The 24,621-nt window shown below is 60.4% G+C and carries 27 protein-coding genes; 24 read left to right on the top strand and 3 right to left on the bottom strand.

Features of this window, described 5'->3' with window-relative positions:
- Positions 1-3 precede the first annotated feature (3 nt).
- The 12 genes from miaA to BLR80_RS09295 all read left to right on the top strand — a co-directional run bounded on the left by miaA (position 4) and on the right by BLR80_RS09295 (position 11,351).
- Complete coding sequence (gene miaA / locus BLR80_RS09240; protein WP_245691449.1) at positions 4-948, top strand: tRNA (adenosine(37)-N6)-dimethylallyltransferase MiaA; 945 nt, start codon at positions 4-6, stop codon at positions 946-948.
- Between the two features lie 13 nt (positions 949-961).
- On the top strand, positions 962-1,195 hold the full coding sequence (gene hfq, locus BLR80_RS09245) for an RNA chaperone Hfq (protein ID WP_092079071.1): 234 nt from the start codon (positions 962-964) through the stop codon (positions 1,193-1,195).
- Positions 1,196-1,303: 108 nt separating this feature from the next.
- Entirely contained in the window at positions 1,304-2,617 is a 1,314-nt protein-coding gene (locus BLR80_RS09250) for a DUF512 domain-containing protein (protein ID WP_092079074.1), read from the top strand.
- Positions 2,617-3,396, top strand: coding sequence for a tetratricopeptide repeat protein (locus tag BLR80_RS09255; RefSeq protein ID WP_092079077.1), 780 nt, complete (start codon positions 2,617-2,619; stop codon positions 3,394-3,396). Before BLR80_RS09250 ends, BLR80_RS09255 begins: the two co-directional genes overlap by 1 nt.
- Positions 3,396-3,788, top strand: coding sequence for a CxxCxxCC domain-containing protein (locus BLR80_RS09260; RefSeq protein WP_216095200.1), 393 nt, complete (start codon positions 3,396-3,398; stop codon positions 3,786-3,788). Before BLR80_RS09255 ends, BLR80_RS09260 begins: the two co-directional genes overlap by 1 nt.
- Before the next feature lie 93 nt (positions 3,789-3,881).
- Positions 3,882-4,229: a PilZ domain-containing protein gene (locus tag BLR80_RS09265; protein ID WP_092079080.1), complete on the top strand. Its 348-nt coding sequence runs from the start codon at positions 3,882-3,884 to the stop codon at positions 4,227-4,229.
- Positions 4,230-4,299: 70 nt separating this feature from the next.
- Entirely contained in the window at positions 4,300-5,052 is a 753-nt protein-coding gene (locus BLR80_RS09270) for a TlyA family RNA methyltransferase (RefSeq protein WP_092079083.1), read from the top strand.
- Positions 5,049-6,176 carry a metallophosphoesterase family protein gene (locus BLR80_RS09275; RefSeq protein WP_092079086.1) on the top strand — a complete coding sequence of 376 codons (1,128 nt, stop codon included), beginning with the start codon at positions 5,049-5,051 and terminating at the stop codon, positions 6,174-6,176. The genes BLR80_RS09270 and BLR80_RS09275 overlap by 4 nt, the downstream gene beginning before the upstream one ends.
- On the top strand, positions 6,173-8,410 hold the full coding sequence (locus BLR80_RS09280; RefSeq protein WP_092079089.1) for an ATP-binding protein: 2,238 nt from the start codon (positions 6,173-6,175) through the stop codon (positions 8,408-8,410). Before BLR80_RS09275 ends, BLR80_RS09280 begins: the two co-directional genes overlap by 4 nt.
- Entirely contained in the window at positions 8,388-8,732 is a 345-nt protein-coding gene (locus tag BLR80_RS09285) for a histidine triad nucleotide-binding protein (protein WP_092079092.1), read from the top strand. Before BLR80_RS09280 ends, BLR80_RS09285 begins: the two co-directional genes overlap by 23 nt.
- A 23-nt stretch (positions 8,733-8,755) precedes the next feature.
- Positions 8,756-10,243 (top strand): HD domain-containing protein, encoded by a 1,488-nt coding sequence (locus BLR80_RS09290; protein ID WP_092079095.1) that lies wholly within the window; start codon positions 8,756-8,758, stop codon positions 10,241-10,243.
- A 31-nt stretch (positions 10,244-10,274) separates the two neighbouring features.
- Positions 10,275-11,351 carry a polysaccharide deacetylase family protein gene (locus tag BLR80_RS09295; RefSeq protein WP_171906399.1) on the top strand — a complete coding sequence of 359 codons (1,077 nt, stop codon included), beginning with the start codon at positions 10,275-10,277 and terminating at the stop codon, positions 11,349-11,351.
- A 28-nt stretch (positions 11,352-11,379) separates the two neighbouring features.
- Here BLR80_RS09295 and BLR80_RS09300 read toward each other — a convergent pair whose 3' ends face one another.
- Positions 11,380-12,357, bottom strand: a complete 978-nt coding sequence (locus BLR80_RS09300) for a glucosaminidase domain-containing protein (protein WP_092079100.1) — start codon at positions 12,355-12,357, stop codon at positions 11,380-11,382.
- Between the two features lie 297 nt (positions 12,358-12,654).
- Between BLR80_RS09300 and BLR80_RS09305 the strand changes: the two genes are divergently transcribed.
- From BLR80_RS09305 to BLR80_RS09360, 12 genes are all read left to right on the top strand, one after another.
- Positions 12,655-13,071, top strand: a complete 417-nt coding sequence (locus BLR80_RS09305) for a secondary thiamine-phosphate synthase enzyme YjbQ (RefSeq protein WP_092079103.1) — start codon at positions 12,655-12,657, stop codon at positions 13,069-13,071.
- Between the two features lie 143 nt (positions 13,072-13,214).
- Positions 13,215-14,285 (top strand): prephenate dehydratase, encoded by a 1,071-nt coding sequence (gene pheA / locus BLR80_RS09310; protein WP_092079106.1) that lies wholly within the window; start codon positions 13,215-13,217, stop codon positions 14,283-14,285.
- The gene (locus BLR80_RS09315) at positions 14,286-15,191 is read left to right on the top strand and encodes a prephenate dehydrogenase (protein WP_092079109.1); all 906 of its coding nucleotides are present in this window, start codon (positions 14,286-14,288) and stop codon (positions 15,189-15,191) included.
- A 5-nt stretch (positions 15,192-15,196) separates the two neighbouring features.
- On the top strand, positions 15,197-16,495 hold the full coding sequence (gene aroA / locus BLR80_RS09320) for a 3-phosphoshikimate 1-carboxyvinyltransferase (RefSeq protein WP_092079111.1): 1,299 nt from the start codon (positions 15,197-15,199) through the stop codon (positions 16,493-16,495).
- A gap of 68 nt (positions 16,496-16,563) precedes the next feature.
- Complete coding sequence (gene cmk / locus BLR80_RS09325) at positions 16,564-17,253, top strand: (d)CMP kinase (RefSeq protein WP_092079114.1); 690 nt, start codon at positions 16,564-16,566, stop codon at positions 17,251-17,253.
- Positions 17,250-18,092: a 4-hydroxy-3-methylbut-2-enyl diphosphate reductase gene (gene ispH / locus BLR80_RS09330; protein WP_092079117.1), complete on the top strand. Its 843-nt coding sequence runs from the start codon at positions 17,250-17,252 to the stop codon at positions 18,090-18,092. The genes cmk and ispH overlap by 4 nt, the downstream gene beginning before the upstream one ends.
- A 106-nt stretch (positions 18,093-18,198) precedes the next feature.
- On the top strand, positions 18,199-19,950 hold the full coding sequence (locus BLR80_RS09335) for a 30S ribosomal protein S1 (protein ID WP_092079120.1): 1,752 nt from the start codon (positions 18,199-18,201) through the stop codon (positions 19,948-19,950).
- A gap of 171 nt (positions 19,951-20,121) precedes the next feature.
- On the top strand, positions 20,122-20,910 hold the full coding sequence (gene sppA, locus BLR80_RS09340) for a signal peptide peptidase SppA (protein ID WP_245691450.1): 789 nt from the start codon (positions 20,122-20,124) through the stop codon (positions 20,908-20,910).
- 129 nt (positions 20,911-21,039) lie between these two features.
- Positions 21,040-21,321, top strand: coding sequence for an integration host factor subunit beta (locus BLR80_RS09345; RefSeq protein WP_092079168.1), 282 nt, complete (start codon positions 21,040-21,042; stop codon positions 21,319-21,321).
- Entirely contained in the window at positions 21,318-22,265 is a 948-nt protein-coding gene (locus tag BLR80_RS09350; protein WP_245691452.1) for an RluA family pseudouridine synthase, read from the top strand. Before BLR80_RS09345 ends, BLR80_RS09350 begins: the two co-directional genes overlap by 4 nt.
- Positions 22,243-23,028 carry a prolipoprotein diacylglyceryl transferase gene (lgt, locus tag BLR80_RS09355; protein ID WP_092079126.1) on the top strand — a complete coding sequence of 262 codons (786 nt, stop codon included), beginning with the start codon at positions 22,243-22,245 and terminating at the stop codon, positions 23,026-23,028. Before BLR80_RS09350 ends, lgt begins: the two co-directional genes overlap by 23 nt.
- Complete coding sequence (locus tag BLR80_RS09360) at positions 23,025-23,657, top strand: HAD family hydrolase (RefSeq protein WP_171906400.1); 633 nt, start codon at positions 23,025-23,027, stop codon at positions 23,655-23,657. Before lgt ends, BLR80_RS09360 begins: the two co-directional genes overlap by 4 nt.
- On the opposite strand, the gene BLR80_RS09365 is transcribed toward BLR80_RS09360, so the two are convergent.
- Together BLR80_RS09365 and BLR80_RS09370 are read right to left on the bottom strand one after the other, a co-directional pair.
- The gene (locus tag BLR80_RS09365) at positions 23,636-24,085 is read right to left on the bottom strand and encodes an ATP-binding protein (RefSeq protein ID WP_092079132.1); all 450 of its coding nucleotides are present in this window, start codon (positions 24,083-24,085) and stop codon (positions 23,636-23,638) included. The genes BLR80_RS09360 and BLR80_RS09365 overlap by 22 nt on opposite strands.
- Positions 24,086-24,277: 192 nt before the next feature.
- A complete protein-coding gene (locus BLR80_RS09370; RefSeq protein ID WP_092079135.1) occupies positions 24,278-24,613 on the bottom strand; it encodes an STAS domain-containing protein in 336 nt (111 codons plus the stop codon).
- Positions 24,614-24,621: the final 8 nt, after the last annotated feature.

Below are 24,621 nucleotides of genomic sequence, written 5' to 3' on the forward strand. Positions count from 1 at the left end.
TCCGTGTTTACCCACTCTGCCACGGCGCGGCCGCCGCTGCTGGTCATTGTCGGCCCGACCGCTGTCGGCAAGACCGCCCTGGCCGTCGAACTGGCCCGTCATCTGCCCATGGAGGTCGTGTCGGCGGATTCGCGCCAGGTCTACCGGGGGATGGATATCGGCACCGCCAAGGCCAGTGCCTGGGAGCAACGGCAGGTGCGTCATCACCTGATCGATCTGGTCGATATCGATGAGGATTTTTCGGTGGCCGATTATCTTGAACGGGCCCGGCCGGCCATCGCAGCCATTCACCGGCGCGGTCAGCTGCCGGTGGTGGTGGGCGGCACCGGCCTTTACATTCAGGCCCTCACCCAGGGGTTGGTTGACCTGCCAGGGGCTGTCCCCGCCCTGCGTGCCGCCTGGCGCGAGCAGGAACTGACCGAGCCGGGCAGTCTGCACCGGCAGCTGACCGAGGTGGACCCGGCGCTGGCAAAAAGGTTGCATATTCACGATGTAACGCGTATTATCCGCGGACTCGAAATTCATGCCCAGACCGGCCGGCCGCTGTCGGCGTTCCAGCATGACCATGGTTTTCGTCAGCAGCCCTACCGGGTGCTGAAATTGGCTTTGCAAGCGGATCGTCAGCAGCTCTATGATCGTATTGACCGCCGGGTCGAGGTGATGCTGGAGCAAGGCCTGATCGAGGAAACCCGTGCGCTGCTGCAGCGGGGCTATAGCCCGCAGCTCAAGGCTCTGCGTACCATCGGCTACCGCCAGAGCATCGCCTTTCTGCTGGAGGGACTGGGGCTGGCCGAGGCGCGCAGCTGGATTCAGCGCGACACCCGGCGCTACGCCAAACAGCAGCTGACCTGGCTGCGGCGCGATCACGAAATAAAATGGGTTGAATACCCGCAACAGTCTGCTACCATCCTTGCATGGATTGATACTATTCTATGTAAATGCACATGAAGGAGTGAACCCAATGGCCAAGACCCCTTTCAATATCCAGGATCAGTATCTCAATCAGGCCCGCAAGGAACGTGTCAAGATCACGGTCGTGATGATGTCCGGCGAGCAGCTGCAGGGCTACATCAAATCCTTCGACAACTTCTGCGTTCTGATCGAGAGTGGCGGTGATTACCTGCTGTATAAGCACGCCATTTCCTCTATTACCTCGGCGGACGGCCAGTTTCGTCTGCATGGCGGCCGCGACTGATTTCGCGCGCTGTTTCATTGTCGCCTCACAGGTCCCCGCTTGCTGTGCTTTCGGGGGCCTGTGTTGTTTTGACGGTTTTTTTGCCGTGCTTGTGAAGGCTTTTTATCCATGTTGTGCATTACCGCCGTCGCCCCGGGCAGCATTGCCGCCGAGCTGGATCTGGCCGCCGGAGACCGCCTGCAGGCCGTCAATGGTACGGTTGTGGAGGATCTGGTCGATTATGTTCGCCTGACCGATGATCAGGCGGATCTGTTGCTGGAGGTCTGCAAGGCCGACGGCAGCCTGTGGGAGCTGGAGATCGAACGCGATCCCGATCAGGCCCTGGGGCTCGATTTCGCTGCCCTTGAGCCACGCCGCTGCCGCAACAACTGTCCGTTTTGTTTTGTCCGGCAACTGCCCGAAGCTGTGCGCCCCTCTTTGCGCTTGCGCGATGATGATTATCGTTTTTCCTATCTCTATGGCGCCTACATCAGTCTGACTAATCTGCAGCCGGCCGATTTTGAGCGCATCGCGCAGCAACAGCTTTCACCCCTGTATGTATCGGTCCATGCCACCGATGCCACTGTGCGTGCCCGGCTGCTGGGCTGGGCGGCCCCGCCGGTGCTGCCACAGCTGCAACGCCTGGCGGCGGCCGGAATCCAGCTCCACACCCAGGTGGTGCTCTGTCCGGGAATCAACGATGGCGCGGTGCTGGAGCAGACCCTGGAGGACCTGGTGACGTTGTATCCAGCGGTGGCCTCGCTGGCCGTGGTGCCCGTCGGCCTGACCCGTTATCGTGATCGGTTGCCACCGCTGGCCCCGGTGGATGCCGCTCTGGCGAGCGCGACTCTGACGCAGATCGAGCGCTGGCAGACCCATTGCCTGGCCCGCTGGGGCACCCGTTTTGTGTTTGCCGCCGATGAATTTTATTTGACGGCTGATCGCCCGTTGCCGGAGCTGGCCTGCTATGAGGAACTGGCCCAGATTGAAAACGGGGTCGGCTTGCTGGCCAGCTTTGCCGCCCAGATCCCGGCTGTGCTGGAGGAGGTTGATCCGGCCTGGTGTCGCGATCTGTGCTGTACGCTGGTCACTGGCCAGTCGGCCGCGCCGCTGCTGCGGCATTTCGTGCAGCTATTTAATGCCCGTGGTGCCGCCCGCTTGCAACTGGTGGTCATCGACAATCATTTCTGGGGGGAACAGGTGACCGTTGCCGGTCTGTTGACCGGCCAGGATATCGCCGCTCAGCTCTGTGGACGCTTGCTTGGTGACGCGCTGCTGCTGCCCGATGTGCTGCTGCGCGAGGGCAGCGACCAGCTGCTGGATGACTGGACCCTGGCCGATCTGGAACAGCAGCTGGGCTTGCCGGTGCATGTGGTGGCGCCGACGCCTTGGGCCGTGCTGGATCTGGTGGAAGAACTCCATTCTGACAAAGGAAATCCCTGATGACACTTGACGACATGCTCGAACAAGCGGTTACCGACCTTGATGAGGGCCGTCTGGCCGCCGCCTGGAGCCTGCTGCAGCAGGCACGGGAGCTGGCTCCGGACGATGACGAGGTTCTGGTGCTGTACTGCGAGGTTCTCGCCGCTCGGGGCGAGCAGCAACGGGCTGTGGAACTGCTGCGCCGGCGGGCGTCGGAACCCTCGGCTGCCGCTGAGGTTCTGTTTGCTTTGGGCGATGAACTGTTTTCCGCCGGCGCCGCCGAGGAGGCTTTGGCGGTTTACCAGCAGTTGCAAGGTCGTGGCGACAGTGCTGTTAGTGCGCTGGTGCGCCAGGGGCTGGTGCACATGGCCCAGCAGGCGCCGGAAAAGGCCGAAGCCTGTTTTCAGCAGGCACTGCGCTGTGACGAGAATGCGCTGGAGGCGGCCAGTGCTCTGGGCGCTCTTTATGCCGAACGGGGCCAGCTGCAGCAGGCGCGTAACTGGTACCAGCGCGCGCTTGAAATTGATCCTGACGATGTTGAAACGCTTACCAGCCTGGCCGAGCTGCTCTATGAGCAGGAAGAGCGGGGCGAGGCCCTCAAGCTTGTTCAGCGGGTCACGGAGCTGGATGCCCACTGGCCGGCGGCCTGGTTGCTGTCGGGTTATCTGGCCCTTGATGCCGACGATGAAGCCGAGGCCAGCCGCTGCTTCGAAACCTTTTTGCAGCTGGAGCACGATCCGGCGGCCGCAGATCTGATCACCGAGGTGCAGGCGGTGCTGTCGGCATTGCGCGAAGACTGATGGTCGCTCCACTCGCGTCGGCATCGCTGACCGTGGCGCAGTGGGAGGCGCTTTGCCGCCGTTGCGGCCGCTGCTGTTATGAAAAACTGCTGTATCGAGGCCGGGTGTACTATACCGACCGGGCCTGCCCCCAGCTTGACCCGGTCAGCCGTCGCTGCCGTGTCTACGAAAGCCGCCGCCAGCTTCAGCCCGATTGCGCCGTGCTTGACGAGGCGCTGGTGGCACAGGGGTTTCTGCCGCTTGACTGTCCTTATGTGGTGCGGCAGTTCGGTCCCGATCCCGTTGCCGGCGGATATCCGGCGCCGGTTGTGGCAGATCAGACCCGGCCTGTGCGGCCAGGCCGTTCTGCCCGTTCAGGTCGGCGGCGCGGGCAGGGGCCGGCAGGGCGTTGATTTGTTCTGCCGCCAAGAGCGCTGATGTGTTAAAACTCAGGGCGGGAGCCAGCCGGTGGCGCTGGCCATCGCCACCAAAGGATGCACAGGCGTATGGCCGATAAACGACGCAAACCCCGTATCCGTAAACGTTTGCGGGTGCTTTATGGCCCGCAGATTCCGTCGAAGATCGGTTTTACTTCCGATATCTCCGAAACCGGTCTGTGCGTACAGACCTTTCTCGTTTACCCGCCAGGTTCGATCTTGCTGCTGGAGCTGCATCTTGATGAGCGGCATGTGATGCGGTTGGAGGGACGGGTGCACTGGGCGCGCAAGGTACCGCCCAATCTGCTGCGCAAGGTTAAGTATGCGGGCATGGGAATCAAGATTCTCAACTTCCTGGGCAGCCCTCAACCCTATATCGATCTCTGTTCTCCCTCGGTCCCGACTGGTCAGCCCTGAACGGTGTATCGCAGCTCCTGCGTTTTGTTGGGAGGGCAACCAGAACCAGGAAACAGCAAGGGAACCTGTGATGAAGGAACGTCTCGACAAGGTGCTGGTTAGTCGCGGCCTGTGCGGTTCGCGCGAGCGGGCGCGGGCGCTGATCATGGCCGGCCAGGTGCTGGTCAACGAGACCGTTTGCGATAAGGCCGGCACGCGGATAGCGGACGACGCGGCCTTGCGCCTGCGTGGCGCTGATCTGCCCTATGTTTCGCGTGGCGGCCTCAAGCTGGCCGAGGCACTGCGTCGCTTCGAACTGGTCGTGAGCGGGCGTGTGGCCATCGATGTTGGCGCCTCGACGGGTGGGTTTACCGACTGCCTGTTGCAGCAGGGTGCCAGCCGGGTCTATGCCGTTGATGTCGGCTATGGCCAGCTGGCCTGGTCGCTGCGCAGCGATGACCGGGTGGTCAACCTCGAACGAACCCATATCTGCGCCCTGTCCGCTACCGAGTTGCAGCCCCGGCCCGATCTGGCGGTGATCGATGCTTCGTTTATTTCGCTCGAAAAGATTGTGCCGGCCACCTTGGCCCTGCTGCTGCGGCCCTGTGATCTGGTGGCGTTGATCAAGCCGCAGTTTGAGGTGGGGGCGGGTCGGGTCGGCAAGGGTGGTATTGTGCGGGATGGTTGCCTGCATGACGAGGTGATTGAGCGCATTCAGGCCTTTATTGTTGCCCAGGGCGGCAGTGTGGCCGGTCTGTGCGACAGTCCGGTTCTGGGCGCCAAGGGTAACCGTGAATTTTTGCTGCATGCCCGTTTTGCTACCGACAAGGCGGGTGCGCCTTGAGCCGAGTGTTGCACAGTGGTGAATTTCGCCTTGGCGCGGCCAGCCGGTTCTCGGCCGAGGTAAGCGAGAGCCTCAATCACCAGCGGGCCGAACGCTTCATGGAACTGGTCGCTCTGGCGGCCGAACGCTCGGTGGATTTGCTGCTGCTCAGTGGCAACCTGTTTGGCAGCAGTCAGCCGGCGCCCTGCTGGATTGATCTGGTTGAAACCCGGTTGCGCCAGTTGCAGCAGCAGGGTATTGCCGTGGCTCTGTTGCCGGGCTGGTGTGAGGAGCCTGTCGGGCCGGGGTCGGTCTATCAGCGGCCTTTTTTCCGGGCGCTGGTTGTTGAGCCGGTGACCTTTGCCGGTCGACCGCGCCAGTTCAGAGGGTGGACAGGCGATCTGTGGCTCTATGCTCTGCCGTGGACGACCCGCCTGGCGGGTCAACGGTTATTGCCCCGTGCACCGTCGGAGCAGGCCGGTAGCCACTGGGTGGTGTTGCCGGATGCCGGATGCCGGGAACAGGTGCCTGCGGAGGCCCTGCTGACAGCCTTGCTGCGGGCCGGTTTCGATCAGATTGCTCTGGGTGGTCGTCAGCGGGCCGTATGGACGACAGCCCAAGGGCGGCTGCATTCGCCGTCATTGCCGTCGATGGCGGTGGAACCCGTGTTGGCGGCCTGTCCCGGTACGCCCCAGGGGCAGGATTTCTGTGAAAGTGGCCCCTGCTACTGTGCCGAGCTGGAATGCACGGCTGAAGGCGTGCTGCTGTCTTGGCATCCTTTGGCCTGTGCCCGCTTCGCCAGCCGCCAGCTGAGCCTGCCCGCCGATCTGTATCCAACCGCTGGCGATGCGCCGGACGACAGCCCTTATCTGCAGTTGTGCCTGACCGGTATCCTTGACGCACCGTTGCCCCAGGCGTTGCGCGTGGCCTGGTCTGACGGCCGTACCCTGTTGGAATGGCTGGATCGGACGCAGCTGAGTGACAGCGCGACCGAGGAGCTGCTCAATAGCCATAGCGAAGCCTTGTCGCTGCATCTGCTGCGCCACTGGCAACGCTGGGCGCAGCAGTGCCCAGCAGAGCAGAACCAGTCGGTGCTGCGCGAGCTGCTGCAGCGTTTTGACCTCGCCGAAGGAGTCGCACCATGATGCTGCGTCAGCTCGAGCTGAAGGATTTCGGCTGTTTCAGCGAGCGCAGCCTGGAATTTCGGCGCGGTTTGAATCTGGTGCATGGCGCCAATGAGGCCGGCAAGTCGACCCTGCTGGCAGCTATTGGCGCCATTCTGTTCGGTTTGCGCGACAGCCAGCGCTATCGCAGTTGGGGCCGGCCGCAGGCTACGCCCTGGGGTCGGCTTTGTTTTGAGCATGACGACGGCCATTTGCGGGTCGAACGCGATTTTGGCCGGGATACGGTTGTGCTGGCGTATTGTGACCGGCTGTATCAGGAGATTGACCGTTTCCAGGCGCATTTGCCTTATGGCGCCTGTACCCGTAGCGGCCAGCAATATCGCCAGCAGCTGCGCGAACGTTTTGGTCTGGCTGATGAACAGCTGTTCCGGGCCGCCTTTTCCCTTGATCAGGGAGCGTTGGCTGTCAGCAATCAGGCACTGGCGGATCAGCTGCGGCTGCTGTTTGCCGGCTTGACCCAGTGCGACAGTCAGTTGGTATTGCGGGCGCTGCAGGAAGATTACGCCGCCTTGACCGGCATGGCCGAGACCGGCAGGCCGCCACGCGCCCTGGCTGTGGTGACCGAGGCGCTGGAACGGCTGCGGGCCCGGCAGCGTCATAATCAGGCCGTCAGCGCGCAACTGGCGCAGTTGCATGGCCGTATGGCCGAGGTGCAGCAGTGCTTACAGCAGGATCGGGCCGAATTGCGCGACGGCCAGAACTATCTGGCCTGGTTGCAGCACCGCTGGCAAACGGCGGAACCGGCCGAGACGGCCGGATCTTGCCTGGAGCCTTCTGAAGAGGTTGCCCTCACGGCGTCGGGCGCTGGGCCGGCACAGCCTGAACCTGTGGCTGACGACGAACAGGCGCAATTGGAGCAACAGCTGCGTGACGCCGGTCTGCCGGTCGATTTGCCGCCACGGCTGGTGGAATTGCTGACGACTTCGGATGAACTGCGCCAGCAACTGGTGCAACTGCAGCTGCGCTTGCAACCTGCGCGCCAGCAGTTATTGCGGTTGCGGCTGCCCCGCTGGCGGCCGACCGCGCTGTGCAGTCTGCTGTTTATTGTGGTTGGCGGCGGTGTTGCCTGGTGTTGGCCGGGTAGTGCCGGAGTTGCTCTGGCGCCGAGTGCCGGCACGGTTGGGCTGCTGTGGCTGTTGTACGGTCGCCGGCGTCTGGCGCTGTTGCGGCAGCGCAACCAGTTGCAGCAGCAGCTCGAGCCTCTGGAACTGCAGCGCGACGAGTTGCAGGCTCGACTGCAGGAGATGGACACGGATTTCGAGGCGTTGGGGCTGTCGGCCGCGCCGGTGGAACGGGTGCGGCTGCAGAAACAGTTACATCGTTGTGCCGCTTTGTATCAGCGTTTGGCTGAATTGCGCGACGGCGCCCCAGCGATTGCTCCGCTGGGGGATGAGGGCGTGGCTGAAGCGCTGGACCGACCGGACACCATCTCTGCCGCGGCTGTCGCAGCCATGCCGGCTGCACCGAAGACCGCCGTTAGCCATCTGACACCAGCCGATCTGCCAGCGGCCCAGCAGGCGCTGCAACAGCATGCCGACCGTATTGCCCGCTACGAAGCCGAATGGCTGGGACTGCTGCGTGAGGAGGCTCTTTGTCGCGATCAGCTGGATGCGCCGCTGGCGGTAGCCGTGGAGCTGGATCAGCTGGAGCGGGAGCGGGCCGATCTGGAACATCAGATCGCGGTTCTGGGCGCAACCCTGCAGTTGACGCAGCAGGCCATGGCCGATTTCCGCCAGCAGCACGTGCAGCGCTGTGAACAGGCGATCGGTAGCTATGTCCGGCTGGCGACACGCGGTGCCTATCGGGCGGTGCGGATCGATGACGCTGACGGTCTGACCCTGAGCAACCGTTCCGGCCGCTGGTTGCGTCTCGATCAACTCAGCCGCGCCACGGCCGATATTGTTGTGCTGGCGATCCGTCTGGCCCTTGGGCGTGAGGTCAGTCATGGTGTCTGCTTGCCTTTTTTATTCGATGATGCCTTAATCAACCTCGATGAGCAGCGTCTCGACCGTATGATGGATGCCCTTGAGCGGTTGGCGCAGGATCATCAGCTGATACTGTTTTCCCACGATACGCGTCTGCTGAAACGGGCTGTCCGGCGCAGCTGGCATTTGCTGGATCTCGACAGCCGGCGGCGTGGTGTGGCCCAGAACCGGGAAAGGAAGGATGGACATGAACAGCTGTCTCTTTTGTGAAATTGCTGCCGGCCGGATCGCGGCCCGCCGGTTGTACGAGGATGAGCAGGTGGTGGCCTTTGCCGATATTGATCCCAAGGCGCCGGTGCATTTTCTGGTGATTCCACGGCGCCATATCGCCAGCCTGGCTGATGTGCAGACGGAGGATGGCGCCCTGTTGGGGCATCTGTTGCGGGTTGTCGCCCAGCTGGCGCACGAACAGGATTTCTCCGACAGTGGCTACCGGGTGGTCACCAACTGTCATGCCGATGGCGGCCAGAGCGTCGATCATTTGCACTTTCATGTCTTGGCGGGTCGAGCGCTGCAGTGGCCGCCGGGCTAGACCTGTCTGCCGGGAGGGCTGTCATGAGTGACTCTGCCAAACAGGCCATTGACGCGCAGCATCAGGAACGCGAAATGCAGCGTCTGATGGCGGAAATCACCGAGCTGCTGGTGACCCATCATGGGGGCAGTCTGTCGGAACAGGAACTCGATCAGGGCATTGATCTGTTGCAGGCCGCCTATCAGTTGGCCCGCAGTTCCCATGCTGAACAACGGCGCAAATCGGGAGAGCCTTATTTTTTTCATCCTTTGCGAGTTGCCCATCTGGCGGCGCGCAACTGGATGGGGTTTCCTTCCATTCTGGCGGCCTTGTTGCACGATGTGGTGGAGGATACCCCGGTCACGCTGGAACAGGTGCGCCTGAATTTTGGCGACGAGGTGGCTTTGCTGGTCAATGGCCTGACCAAGGTCGAGGATCTCGAACTCAACCGTGGCGCTCTTAAGCAGGAAACCTATCGCAAGCAGATTCTGGTCGCCATTGAGGATTTTCGTGTCCTGTGCCTGAAGCTGTGGGATCGGGTCGACAATCTGCGCACCATCGCTGCCCTGCGACCGGAAAAACAGGTGCTGATAGCCGAGGAGACGCGCCAGATCTACATTCCACTGGCCAAGCATCTGGGGATGGGAAGGGTGGCCGATGAGCTCGAAGCCCTGGCCTTGACGGTGCTCTATCCTCGCCGCGCTGCCCGTTATCATCGGGTGCAGCGGGAGGTGTGCCGCCAGACCGAGGCCGGCCTGCGTAAAATCCGTAGTGAAATCCAGATGGAGTGCAATCGCCATCAGCTCAATGTGATGCTCAAGGATCACTGGCGGCCGTTTTCCCTGGAGGGCTCCGCCAATATGACGCGGGGGGTTTCGTCGCTTTACAGCCTCGATGTACTGGTTGATTCCACCATGGATGCCTATCTGGCTCTGGGTGTGATCCACCGCCTGTACAGTCCGATTACCGGCAAGCTGCGTGACCATCTGAGCACACCGTCACAGCATGGCTACCAGGCGATCAAGACCACGGTGCAATGTGGCGAATATCGCCTGCGGGTGCAGATCACCACCCGCAAGCTGGGTCGCTTCAACGAGTCAGGGGTGTTGGCGCCGGGCTTCGAGTTCCGCCACGAGAACTTCGCCGGGCTGATGCGCAGCCTGCTCGAGGGCGAGACGGTGTTCGACACCGAGCGGCTGCGCCTGGCTTCGGCTTCCATCCAGACCTACACACCGACGGGCCAGCCGCTGATTCTGCCGGAAGGCAGCAGTGCTCTCGATTTCGCTTTTGCTATTCATGAAGATCTGGGATTGCGGGCCCAGCGGGCGCGCATTAACGGTCAGACGCGACAGTTGCGCACCCGTCTGATGGATGGTGACCAGGTCAAGATCGAAACCCTGAGTGAACCGGCCGCCCTGCCCAAATGGCTTGATTGGGCTGTCACGCCGCGGGCCCGCAACAGTATTCGGCGCTATCTGCGCAGCCGGGTGCGGAGCGATAGCGGTTCAGACCCTGCGCCGGATCATGAATAAATCTAACATAACTATCTGTTTTTGCAGGATATTGCTGATACGTCTACTGCCTCTTGTTTGGTTCTTGTGTGGCGGGGGGCTGCCTGTCTGGGCGGAGGCGAGTCTGCCCGAAGTATCACCCGACGTTGAGCCGGGCTATGCCACGGTTCTGGTTTACCATCGTTTTGGCGAAAGTCGTTATCCCTCCACCAATATCGATTGTGACGTCTTCGAACGTCAGTTGGCCTGGTTGCGCCAGCAGGACGCCACTGTGCTGACTGCTGGCGAACTGGTCGGTTGTCTGCGCCGGGGTGAGCCCCTGCCGCCGAAAACCCTGGTGCTGACGGTTGATGATGCCTACCTGAGTTTCTATCAGCAGGCCCTGCCGTTGCTGCGCCGCTATGGCTATGCCGCGACCCTGTTTGTCAATACCGATTCCGTTGGTCAGCCGGGCTATATGAGCTGGGAACAGTTACGGCTGGCGGTGGCCCAAGGTATCGAAATTGGCAATCATTCGGCCAGCCATGCGGCCTTTGTCGAGCTGCTGGCGCAGGGAGGGGACGCGGGTCGGCAGCAGGTGGCGCAGGATCTGATGCGGGCGCAACAGCAGTTGCGCACCCATCTTGGCCGGGCAGCGAAGCTGTTTGCTTATCCTTATGGTGAGTACAGCCCGGAATATGCCGAGATGCTGGTCACTCTCGGATTTGATGCCGCCTTTGGCCAGCAGTCCGGTCCGGTGGCGGTTACCGCCGTCTTGTTCAGTCTGCCGCGCTTCCCTATGGGAGGCGTCTACGCCAGCCTGCAGGAGTTGCAGCGCAAGCAGCGCCTGCGTCCTTTACCCGTGGAGCTGACAGCCTCGGTCAGTCCACTGCGCCAGGATTGTCAGCCGCCGCTGTTGCGTTTCCGGCTGGCGCCAGCTGCGGCTATCGCTCCCGCCAGTTTGCGTTGTTATGTTCAGGGGCAGGATGTGCTGAAGGTGCAGGTGCTTGACGAGGAGGCCGGCCTGTTCCAGGTGCAGGCGACTCGACCCCTGCAGGGGCGCCGCAACAAGTACACATTGACGGCCCAGAGCCGTGATGGTCGTCATTGGTACTGGTTCAGCCAGCCGTGGATATTGCCCGGCCGGTGATGACACCTTTTTAACTGCAGTGAGCCGGCTAGTAGCTCATGCGGGCTGTCAGGCTGGGGCGTGAACCGAGCAGCCGTTGTGGAAACAGCTGTTGCGGCCCGAGGGCAAGCGGGCCAGGCCGGCGGCGCCAGCTGAGGTCGGCGAGAAGGTGCAGGCGATTGTGCTCGATCATGCGGCGAATTTCACGGATATAGTGCTCGCGCCGAGCAGAGTAGTTGAGTAGGCCGCTGGCCAGGACAAGGCCGCTGATGGGTTGGCCTGAGGCGCGCAGTTCGGCCCGTTTGTGGCGCAGATCGCGATAGGCCGGGTGGCTGTTGAGGTTGTTGAGGTAGGAAGCGATTGAGGCACCGATGCTGTCGAAGCGGCGCACCTCGTAGGAGGCACCTGCTGGCCGCCGTTTAGGAATCAGGCCGCTGCCCGGTTCGAAGGTCCATTCGCCGAACAGGTTGTTGGCCTCAATGGCGAAACGCGAGGTGCCATAGCCCGATTCGTTGGCGGCCTGGGCCAGGACCAGTTCGACGGGAATACTGTCGACCCGCCGCAGCAGCCGGGCGCGTTGGTTGGCATCTCTGGAATCGAAGGGTAGTGGGCAGCGGTAGCTGCGGCACAAGTCGTCAAGCCAGCGTTGCTGGTCGGTGTCGAAGCGGCCAAAGCGGTCGTAGCCATCCAGCAGGGCGAGCAGTTGTTGGCGCTGCTGTTCGATCTGTTCATTCTGGCGCAGCACCATGGGCAGCAGGCTGAGAAAGAACAGTTGTTTTTTTCGGTCGACGTCTGCCAGCCGGTCAAGATTGGTCGGTAACTGGCGCAGGCGGATGCGCGGGACGCCGTCGGTGAGGTTGCGCCAGGAATAGTTGCGTCGCTGGAAATCCTGTTCCAGCTCCTGATAGGAACCTACCCGCAACTCCTCCGGTCCTGGCGGAGCCGTGCGGCCTGCGCGCGTGTCGCAGCCGCACAGAAGTGTCAGTGTGAGCAGCAGCAGATTGAGGGGTTTCAGTGGCTTGGTCATGGTTTTAACAGAGCAGGGAGGATAACAGGTTTCGGATACGACAACGGGGGCCGGTCGGTAGCCACTCCCTGATGCGTGGCCAGACCCTGCCCCCTGCGACGACGGTTTCTTTGACGTAATCCGGAATCCTAGCACGAAATCTGCCCTCCGGCAAGTTTTTCCTTTGAGCAAGGTCTTGATTCTCCGTTGTAATTTTTCTCGCAGGGTCTGATCGGCTGCCAATTGCGTCCTGGCTCAGGGGGTAACCGGGGCCCCCGCAGGGGCTGTCAGTCTGTTGTCAAATGCCAGGAGTTGCCCATGCAATCCTTTCGTCGAGAGCTCTGGTTCGAGCTGCCGCGTCGCTGCGGATTTGTCAATATTACCCCACAGGTGGAAGAGGCTCTGCGCGACAGTGGGATTCGCGAGGGGCTGTGTCTGGTCAATGCCATGCATATTACGGCCTCGGTATTTATCAACGATGACGAGAGTGGCCTGCATGGTGATTTCAGCCGCTGGCTCGACCAGCTGGCGCCCTATGACCGGACGGCTTACGCCCATCACCGTACCGGCGAGGACAATGCCGATGCCCACCTCAAGCGAACCCTGATGGGCCGCGAGGTGGTGGTGGCGATCACCGCTGGCCGGCTTGATTTCGGTCCCTGGGAGCAGATCTTCTATGGTGAGTTCGATGGTCGGCGACGTAAGCGGGTGCTGGTCAAGATCATCGGTGCATAACGCTGTCTGGCCCGTTACCGGGCTTGCTGCCTGTCGTTGGCAAGGCTGGGTACGGGTCTTGTGCGTTGCTTTTCAACCGCTGTTGCGGTAGATTCGCCCGTCGGTTAGGCCGGGATGAGGACAGTCCGATAGAGGGTGAAGCCATGAACGAAGAACTCAGTCAGTTGCGCCAAGCCATCGATGCGGTGGATGACCGCATTCTTGATCTGCTGAACGAGCGGGCTCGCATCGTGTTGGCGGTGGGTGAAGCCAAGAAGGATCGGCACCAACCTTATTATGTGCCCAGCCGTGAGCAGGCCATCTATGAGCGTTTGCGTTGCCGCAGTCAGGGCCCGTTTCCGGCCGATGCCATCCGCCGGGTGTTCCGCGAGATCATCTCGGCGTCGCTGTCCCTGGAGCAGCCAATGAAGGTGGCTTTTTTCGGCCCGCCCGCCACCTTCACCCATGTGGCGGCCATGCAGCAGTTCGGTCTGTCGGCACAGCTGGTGCCCCTTAAAAGTATTCCAGCGGTATTTGACGAGGTGGCCCGTGGCCGAGCCCCCTATGGCGTGGTGCCGGTGGAGAACTCCAATGAGGGGGTGGTGAGTCACACCCTCGACATGTTTATGCAGACCGACCTGAAGATCTATGCCGAGATTCTGCTGGAGGTTTCCCATGATCTGCTGTCGCAGACGGGTCGGCTGGAGGATGTTCGCCAGGTTTATTCCCATCCCCAGGCCCTGGCTCAATGCCGCCATTGGCTGGAAGACAATCTGCCGGATGTGCCGCTGATTGACGCCGCCAGCACAGCCGCTGCTGCCCAGATGGCCGCCGCCGATCCCCAGGCTGCCGCCATTGCCAGCGCGCTGGCCGGTTCCCTCTACAATCTGCGGCCGGTTAAAACCCATATCGCCGATAATCCAAACAATTTCACACGCTTCCTGGTGGTCAGTCAGCAACTGCCGGAGCCCGGCGGTCACGACAAGACCAGCATCATGTTCTGTGTTCGGGATGAGCCGGGCATTTTGCTGCGGATGCTAGAACCCTTCAGCAGCCGGGGCATCAATTTGTCGAAGATTGAAAGCCGCCCGCTGAAAACCCGTGCCTGGGAATACGTTTTTTTTCTCGACATGGACGGTCATATTTCCGAGCCGGACATCGCCGCGGCGGTAGAGGAATTGCGCGCCAGCTGCGAATTTCTCAAGGTGCTGGGCTCCTACCCCCGGGCGCGCTGAATGGCACTGGCAACCTTGCAGAAACCCTTGTGCCGGCGACTGGCCCTGGTTGGTGTCGGGTTGATCGGCGGTTCTTTGACTCTGGCGCTCAAGCAGGCCGGAGCCGTTGGCGAAGTCATCGGCTGGGACCGGGATGCGGTCAATCTGCAGCTGGCTGTTGAATTGGGGGTCGTCGACCGGGCGGCGGTCAGTCTGGCGACGGCGGTAGCCGATGCCGATCTGGTGGTATTGGCGCTGCCGGTGCAGGCGCTGGCGCCGGTGGCGGCCGAACTGTTGCCGCATCTGGCTCCTGGTACGGTGCTGACCGATACCGGCAGTGTCAAGGAAAGCGTGGTGACGGCCATTGAACCGCTGGCCCTGCGCTTTGGCTGCCACTTCGTTGGCGGTCACCCGATTTCGGGCACCGAACGCAGCGGCGCGGTGGCGGCCTTCGCCAGCCTTTATCAGGGCAAGCGCTGTATCCTGACCCCCACCTCCGCTACCGATGGGGCGGCCGTGGCGTTGGTGACGGCTCTGTGGCAGGCGGCTGGCAGCGCAGTGGTACAGATGGATGTGCGCAAGCATGACCGTATTCTGGCGGCCATCAGCCATTTGCCCCACATGATTGCCTATGCCCTGGTTAACGCTGTCAGCGCTTACGATCAATATCCGGAAAACATTCTCGAATATACCGCCGGCGGATTCCGTGATTTTACCCGCATCGCTTCGTCAGATCCGGTCATGTGGCGGGATATCGCACTGGAAAACCGCGCAGCGGTGCTGGAGATGATTGCCCAGTTCGAGCGTTTTCTGGCAGAGCTTAAAGGCGACATCGAACGGGCCGACGGCGCGGCCCTGCAGGCGTTTTTCCGCCAGTCCAAAATCAGCCGCGATGCCATTGTGCAGTCGGCGGTCAGGGGAGAGTAGCGAGCGTGCAGACAGAATCCATAGAAAAATGCGGCGCCCTGCGGGGCGAGATCCGGGTGCCGGGTGATAAATCCATCTCGCATCGCAGTGTCATGTTCGGGGCGTTGGCACAGGGGCAGACGCGTGTGCGCGGTTTCCTGCGCGGCGAGGATAACCTGTCGACCCTGACGGCCTTCCGGGCCATGGGGATTGCCGTGGAGGAGCGACCCGATGGTGAGCTGCTGATTGAAGGTCGTGGCATGCAGGGTCTGAGCGAGCCGGCCGATGTGCTCGACTGCGGTAATTCCGGTACCACCATCCGGCTGATGAGTGGGCTGCTGGCCGGCCAGCGCTTCTTCAGCGTGCTGACCGGCGACCGCTATCTGCGGCGGCGTCCGATGGGACGGGTGTTGCAGCCGCTGGCGCAGATGGGGGCGCAGATCTGGGGCCGGCAACAGGGCCAATGTGCACCGCTGGCCATTGTTGGCCAGCCTCTCAAGGGTCTTAGCTATCAATCACCGGTGGCCAGCGCCCAGGTCAAGTCGGCCCTGCTGCTGGCGGGACTTTACGCCGAAGGGGAAACGCGGGTTTACGAACCCCATCTGTCGCGCGATCACAGCGAGCGCATGCTGCGTCATTTTGGTGTTACGGTGGACAGTTTTGCCGGCGGCGTCAGTATCGCGGGAGGGCAGAGCCTGCAGGCCCGCGATCTGGAGGTGCCCGGCGACATCTCTTCGGCGGCCTTTTTTCTGGTGGCCGCCCTGATCGTACCCGGTTCGGAATTGCTGATCCGCCAGGTCGGCGTCAATCCGACCCGTACCGGCATTCTTGATATTCTGCGCGCCATGGGTGGGGATATCCGCTGCCTTGACGAACGTGAGCTGGGGGGCGAGCCGGTGGCCGACCTGCTGGTGCGCAGCAGCACGCTCAAAGGCATCGAGATCGGTGGTGCGTTGGTACCACGGGCGATTGATGAATTCCCGGTTATCAGCGTGGCAGCGGCCTGTGCCGAAGGCACCACCGTTGTGCGCGATGCGCGCGAGCTGCGGGTCAAGGAGACCGATCGCATTGCGGCGATGGCGTCGGTGTTGCAGACCCTGGGGGTGACGGTGACAACCGCCGATGATGGCATGACCATCTGTGGTCAGGAAACCTTCCAGGGCGGGCAGGTCGATTCCTGCGGCGATCATCGCATTGCCATGAGCGCTGCCATTGCCGGTTTGTGCGCTGGGACGGCCCTGACCATCCGTGATACCGCCTGCACCGAAACCTCGTTTCCGGGCTTCTGGCCGCTGTTGGCCGGACTGCGGCGCCAGGCCGTCTGAATCCGGGGCTGACCCGGTGAATCCATGAACCTCTTGCGCAGGAGTGCTTCTTATTGGCTAACGAAACGATGATCATTGCCATCGATGGTCCAAGTGGTTCGGGCAAGAGTACCCTGAGCCAGCGCCTGGCTCAGGCGCTGGATTTTGTCCATATCGACACCGGTGCCATGTATCGCAGTGTCGCGCTGGCCGCTCAGCATGCTGGTATTGCACCGGACGATCACGAGCGGCTCGGACAGCTGTGTCGCCAGTTGCAGATCCGCTTTGCCCGGTGTGACGGTCAGGAACGGGTGTATCTCAATGGTGAAGATGTCAGTGAAGCCATTCGCACCCCGCAGATGAGTCTGCTGACCTCGAAGATTTCAGCCTCGCCCGCCGTGCGTCGGGCCATGGTTGAACTGCAGCGGGCCATGGCGGTCGATCTCGATGTTGTGCTTGAAGGCCGCGATATCGGCACCGTGGTGTTCCCGGACGCTGACGTTAAATTCTTTCTCAGCGCCAGTGCCAAAACCCGCGGTCAGCGGCGCTACGAACAGTTGCGTAGCCGTGGTCTGGAGGTTTCCCTTGAGGACATTATCGATCAGGTAATCGCCCGTGATGCAGCTGACAGTGCCCGTGACCATGCGCCTCTGCAGCAGGCTGCTGACGCGCTGGTTATTGATTCCACCAGTCTGAGCATTGAGCAGGTGCTGGAACGGATGCTGCTCAGGGTGCAGCAGGTGCGCCAGGGCCACCACTGCGGCGGAAGGTGCGCATGAACATTGTTCTGGCGCGCAGCGCCGGTTTCTGCTTTGGCGTCAAGCGAGCTGTCAACATGGCCTTTGCGGCCGCTGAACAGGCTGGGCCCATCTGTTCCCTGGGACCACTGATTCACTCGCCCCAACTGGTTGAACGGTTGCAGGGCGAAGGCGTGCGGGTGGTCGCTTCAGTGGCCGAGATGACTGGCGATGAAACCGTTATCATTCGTTCTCACGGGATTCGTCGCGAAGAGGAACAGCAGCTGCGCCAGCGTCAGCTGCCGCTGGTTGACGCAACCTGCCCCTTTGTTAAGAAGGCCCAGGAATACGCTGGTCTGCTCGGAGAGCAGGGCTATACCGTGGTCATTGTCGGAGAGCAGGAACATCCGGAGGTGCAGGGAATTGTTTCCTATGCCTGCAGCGATAGCGTCTATGTTGTGGCCGATGTTGCCGGTGCCCGCCAGGTTCCCTCGGGCCGGCGCCTTGGTCTGGTAGCCCAGACCACACAGGCCTATGAAAACTTTCGCGCCATCGCCATGGAGTTGCTTGGTCGCTGCAAGGAGTTGCGGGTGTTCAATACCATCTGCGACGCCACGGCGGTACGCCAGAACGAAGCGCGTGAACTGGCCGCCAGCGTTGATCGGATGCTGGTTATCGGCGGCCACAACAGTGCCAACACCAACCGCCTGGCGCGCATTTGCAGCGATATTCAGCCGCGCACCTTTCATATCGAAACCGCCAGTGAAATTGACCCGGCCTGGCTTGTTGGCGCGGCCAGTGTCGGCATTACCGCCGGGGCTTCGACACCGGAGTGGATCATTCGCGAAGTGGTCGAAAAACTGCAGCAATTAACAAAATAATTATTTTTTTTTCGGTTTTGCTGTGCTAGGGTTCGTTCCCACGGCTACGGCCGAAGAATGTCTGAGCGAACGCCAGGCAGGAATCTTTTAGGGGGTACGTTGGTTAATGTCTGAGAACAAAGAAGCAGTCAAGGCACAGGAACTCGATCTGTTGGACGATGACGACATGATGGACGAGTTCGACGAGGAGTTCGGGGAAGAGAGCTTTAGGGATCTGTTCGAGAACAGTCTGCAGGGCAATCTGGCCGTGGGCGATGTGGTCGAGGGGACCGTTGTTCAGGTGAATCCCGATTCTGTCGTGGTGGACGTCGGTTACAAATCCGAAGGGGTTATCCCGCTGTCGGAATTTTCCGTTGATGGCGCCCCGGCCCAGATCAAGGTGGGCGACAAGATCGATGTTCTGTTCGAGCGTGCCGAGAATGAGAGCGGACTTATCGGACTGTCGAAGGAGAAAGCGGATCGCCAGAAGGTCTGGAATGCGCTGGAGGAAGGTGCGGTGGTTGAAGGCCGTATCGTCTCGCGCATCAAGGGTGGTCTGTCGGTCGATATCGGTGTCAATGCCTTTCTGCCGGGTTCTCAGGTCGATCTGCGGCCGGTGCGTAATCTCGACAAACTGATTGGCGAAACCTTCGAGTTCAAAATCATCAAGCTCAACAAGCGGCGCGGCAATATTGTGCTGTCGCGGCGCGTGCTGCTTGAAGCTGAACGCGAAAGCCAGCGCTCTTTGACTCTCAAGACCCTAGAGGAAGGCCAGATCATCGACGGTGTGGTCAAGAACCTCACCGACTACGGTGCCTTCATTGATCTTGGCGGTATTGACGGCTTGCTGCACATTACCGACATGTCGTGGGGCCGGGTTTCTCATCCGGGCGATATCCTGGCCGTGGGTGACAGTATCCGGGTCAAGGTTCTCAAGTTCGATCGTGACAAGGAGCGTGTCTCCTTGGGCCTCAAGCAGATCACGCCCGATCCCTGGCTGAGTGTGAGTGAAAAATATCCGGCCTCGTCGCGCGTCAGCGGCAAGGTTGTCAGTCTGACCGACTACGGCGCCTTTGTTGAACTGGAGGAGGGTGTCGAGGGTCTGATTCATGTGTCCGAGATGAGCTGGACCAAGCGCATCAAGCATCCCAACAAGCTGCTGTCCATTGGTGATGAGGTTGAAACCGTGGTGCTGGCTGTTGATACCGATAACCGCCGCATCTCGCTGGGCCTTAAGCAGGTTGAGCCGAATCCGTGGGAGGTGATCGGCGAGAAATTCCCTCCCGGCACCATCATCGAAGGTCAGGTGAAGAATATCACTGATTTCGGTATCTTTGTCGGCGTCGATGAAGGCATTGATGGCCTGGTGCACATTTCGGATCTGTCCTGGACCAAGCGCATCAAGCATCCGTCCGAGCTGTACAAGAAGGGTGACATCGTCAAGGCGGTTGTTCTCAATATTGACCGCGAGAACGAGCGCTTCTCTCTTGGGGTGAAGCAGCTGACCCAAGATCCTTGGCAGGTGATTCCCGAGCAGTACGCGCCGGGAACCATTATTCGTGGCAAGGTGACCTCGGTTACCGAGTTCGGCATCTTCCTTGAAGTGGAGGAAGGGGTCGAAGGTCTGATCCATGTGTCGGAAATCAGCAAGGAGAAGATCGAGTCACCGAAGGATTTTGCCAAGGTTGGTGACGAACTCGAAGCCGTGGTGCTGCATGTGGACACCAACGAGCACAAGATCGCGCTGTCCATTAAGCATCTGTCCGAGCGTAAAGAAAAAGCCGAGGTCGATGCCTTCATGGGCGCCCAGAAAAAGGCCACATCGAGCCTGGGCGATCTGTTGAAAGGGGCTTTTGACAACGCCAGTGACGAAGCTTAATCCACACGCGTGACGGCACAGCCCCTTTTGCTGCGGCAGAAGGGGCTTTTTTGTGGGATTTATATGGTAAAACGGCCGATTTTTATAGCGTTAGGGGTATTTTTTACCATTTTTATATTGCTAGCCCTGTTGCTTATGCTGCTCAGCCCCGATCGAGGCGGAAATGCCGGATTGGGACTGCATGAGAAGCTGGGCGTCATTGAAATCGAAGGCGCCATTGCCGAATCGCGCAAGACGATCGAGGATATCCTTGATTTTGCCGAAGATAAATCGATTCGTGCCATTTTGGTGCGGATCGATTCGCCCGGTGGGGCAGTTGGCCCATCCCAGGAAATCCACGACGAATTGCGTCGTATTGATGCCTCCGTCAAGCCGGTTTATGTGTCGTTGGGCTCGGTGGCAGCCTCCGGTGGCTATTATATTGCTGTCGCCGGAAGAAAGATCTATGCCAACCCCGGAACTCTTACAGGTAGCATTGGCGTGATCATGGAGTTCCCCGATCTGGTGGCCCTTTTGGACAAGATCGGCCTGACCAAACGGGTGATTAAAAGCGGTGCCTTTAAGGATATCGGCTCGCCGGTACGCGCCATGACGGCTGCGGAACGCCGCTTGCTGCAGGAGCTGATCGACGATGTGCATCAGCAGTTTGTAGCGGCCGTCTGCGCTGGCCGCGATCTGCCCCAGGAGCAGATCGCGTCGCTGGCCGATGGCCGTATTTTTACCGGACGCCAGGCCCTTGATTTGCACCTGATTGATACCCTTGGGGGGTTCCAGCAGCTGGTGCGTGATGTCGCGGCTGACCTGGGCATCAAGGGCAAGCCGAAGTTGATCTATCCGAAAGAGGAGCATCCACCGCTGCTTGATTATCTGCTGGAACAGCGCCTGACAACCCCCCTGCGCCATTTGCTGCAACAACAAGGCTTGATGTTCCTTTGGCGGCCCCTTTCGAGCGATTCCTGAGGGTTGGTTTTGTTCCTTATCGTGAATCTGCGTCAGATTTTATCTTGAGAGTTATTCATTTTTTCTGTGCCCGCTGCCGGTGGCGAAAGCCCCGCCAAGCGGTTGCGTCAATCAAAGGAAGTGATGAACATGACCAAAAGCCAGCTTGTTGAACAGCTGGTGGGGCAGACGCCCTGCCTGAACAAGGCCGATGCCGAGCGCATTGTGGCAACCATCTTTGATAGTATTAGCGAAGCCCTGATTCATGGTGACCGGGTCGAGATCCGCGGTTTTGGCTCGTTCAGTGTCCGTGAGCGCGATGCCCGCCAGGCGCGTAATCCTAAAACCGGAGAGCTGATTCGCATTGATGCCAAGCGGGCGCCTTTTTTCAAAACGGGCAAGGAATTGCGGCAACGGGTGGATTGCGATTGAATCTCACGGAGGCTCCAGCGGGTCGCCGGCATGGCCGGCTGCAGGTTTCAGCGGCAGATGGCGGCAGTCGCATTGATCAGTTTCTGGCGCGGCAGACTGGTTATTCGCGCAGTTGGCTGCGTCGGCTGATCGATCTTGGCGGGGTACACTGCCAGGGGCGCCGTCTGCGCCAGTGCGGCTATGTGTTGCAGCCGCTGGATCAGGTGGAGTGGTATTATGATGGTCTGGCCATGGAACCTTTTCGCCTGTGCCAGGAACTGGTGTTGCTGCAGGATGGTCTGGTGCTGGCGGTCAATAAACCTGCGGGCATTGACATGCAGCCGACACCGGCCCGTTTCAAGGGAACCCTTTACGAAGCTCTCTGCCATTGGCTGCAGAACCCTGATCGGCCCCGGCAGGCGCCGACCCTGGCTATGGTGCAACGCCTGGATCGTGAAACCTCGGGCCTGGTGCTGTTTTCGATTCATCCCCGTGCGCATAAGGCTTTAACCCGGCAGTTTGTCGAACGGCAGGTCGATAAACGCTATCTGGCTCTGCTGTGTGGCGAGTTGCCGCAGCCAAGTGGCGAATTTCGTTCATTATTGGCGCGCCAGCGCAGCGGTAATCGGATGAAGTCGGTTGTTCGTGGTGGACGCGAGGCCATCACCGCTTTTCGTCTGTTACACCGGGCTGGTGGATACAGCCTGGTGGAAGCGCGGCCGCTGACTGGCCGGACTCATCAGATCCGGGTACATTTTGCCGAGGCGGGTTATCCGTTAGCTGGTGATGCCCTCTATGGTGGCACAGCGGCTCCCTGTGCCAGAACCATGCTGCATGCCTGGCGACTGTCATTACAGCACCCGGTCACGGCGGCGCCCCTGCAGCTTCAGGCACCCTTGCCACAGGATTTTTACGATCTGTTTGCCCAATTGGAGTGGTCGCATGTGGAGCTTCCCAGAGATTGACCCGGTCGCGCTGCAGCTTGGTCCCTTGGCCATACGCTGGTATGGCCTGATGTATCTGGCGGGCTTTGTCTGCGCCTATTTTTTCATTCGCTACCGCGTGCGGCAAACCGGCTTGCCCCTGTCTTCTGAGGCGGTGGCTGATCTGTTGTTTTATGCCGTGGTCGGTGTTGTTGCCGGCGGCCGGCTGGGTTATGTGCTGTTTTATCAGCCTGGCCACTATTTGCGTCATCCGGTCGAGATTGTCCAGCTGTGGCAAGGTGGCATGAGTTTTCATGGCGGTCTGCTTGGTGTGGTGCTGGCTGTGCTGCTGTTTTGTCGTTGCCGGCGTTTGGTGGTCGGACCGCTGGCCGATATCCTGGTGATGGCCGCCTGTTTCGGTCTGTGCTTTGGTCGGCTGGGTAATTTTATCAATGCCGAACTGTGGGGGCGGGTCACCGATGTGCCCTGGGGCATCGTTTTCCCTCAGGCCGGCCCGCTGCCGCGCCACCCCAGTCAGCTGTATCAGGCCATACTGGAAGGCCCGGTTCTGTTCAGCCTGTTGGCGTTGATCGCTCGCTGGCGTCGTCCGGCCTGGACGGTTTTTTTCAGCTTTGTCGCGTTCTATGCCCTGTTTCGTTTTCTGGTGGAATTCTTTCGCCAGCCGGATGCCCATCTTGGCTTGCTCGGGGGCGGTTTGAGCCTGGGACAATGGTTGTCATTACCGATGCTGTTGCTGGGCTTGGCTGGCGTTGTCTGGAGTCTGCGTCGTGGGCAAGTGTCATGAGACCTCTGCGGGCCCTGGTTTATGACTGTGACGGGGTGTTGTTCGACAGCCGTCGGGCCAATCTGGCCTATTACAACCAGATTCTGACGGAACTGGGCGAAAGGCCGGTGCTGGAGGAAGAGACGGAGCGGGCGCTGTTGTGTCATACGGGCTCAACACCCCAGGTACTGCGACATCTTCTTGGCTCGGAACGAGCAGCCGAGGGCCTGCGGGTTGCAGCCCAGGTGGACTACCGCCCCTTTCTGGCCTGGATGACACCGGAGCCGGGTTTACTGGTCAGTTTGCGACAGTTGGTACGGCGCCTGCCACTAGCCATTGCCACCAACCGCCAACGGACTATGGGGCAGATCCTGCAGCATTTTGAATTGACGGAATTTTTTCGCTGCGTGACCACCAGCAGTGATGTCCAACGGCCCAAGCCTTTTCCCGATATGCTGTGGCATACGGCGCAGCTGCTGGGCTGTGCCCTGGATGAAATGCTGTATGTGGGGGATTCGCTGCTGGATCAGCAGGCTGCGCAGGCCGCCGGCGTATCCTTTGTGGCCTACAGGTGGGCGGGAGAGGGAAGACGGATTGAACACCACGCCGATCTGGTCGGCCTGGTTGCTCAGCTTTGTGACGGAAGCTGATTCTTTTTCAGAGACTTGTGCATTTCAAGAACGTTTCCGCCACTGCATTTCTCGTAGGTGACCGAATCCATCAGGCTGCGGATCAGGAAGATACCGCGACCGTGATCCTGAGTCGGATCGGGGTCAATCTCTTTGGCTTTGCTGATGTCGAAACCCTGACCCTGGTCGTAGACCCGGATGCAGAGGTTTTCGTCTGACAGGCAGATGCAGACGTGGACCTCCTTGGTTGGATCATTGCGATTGGCGTGCTTGATGGCGTTGGCCATGGCTTCGGTGATCACCAGATTGATATGGTAGGCCAGTTCTTCCGGGTTGGAGTTGTTGAATTTCTTTAAGGTGCTGGCGATGTCCTCGCCGATTTTGCCGATCAGGCTCAGGTATTTGGTCTGATTGGGAACCTTGATGTCTACTTCGAGGACATTTTTCATCGCAGCCATCCTGTGTTGTCCGCCATGGCGGAGCCCTGGGTCTTTTCGCCCGGAGCCGGACCGTTTGATGTGTCGGCCACCGGGCGAACGTTTCACTGACATTGCCCCGCGTCAGCGGTGTGGCGAAAGCAGTTTACTTTTTCTGGCTAATCCGTCTCTGGCGGATGGGACGCTTGCAGACGGTATGGTTTGTCAGAAGCTGGCCAGCGCTTCATCAACACCGGGAAAGATTTCAAAAACGCGGTGCAGGCGGGTCAACTCGAACATCGATTTGACCTGGGTCTGCAGGCCGCACAGCTTGACACCGCCATTGCGGGAGCTGGCGTTCTTGAAGCCCGAGACCAGTGCTCCCAGACCTGACGAATCAATGAACCGCACAGCAGCCAGATCAATGATGACGTTGACCTTGCCTTCCTCGAACAGGTTCAGCAGCTGTGCTTTGAGTTCATTGCTGTTGTGTGCATCGAGCCGTTCCTCATCGACGGTCAGAACCGTTGCTTTTTCATGATCCTTGATGGTTACAATCATTCTACCCT

The organism is Desulfuromonas thiophila, from assembly GCF_900101955.1.
Taxonomy (GTDB): Bacteria; Desulfobacterota; Desulfuromonadia; order Desulfuromonadales; family Desulfuromonadaceae; genus Pseudodesulfuromonas; species Pseudodesulfuromonas thiophila.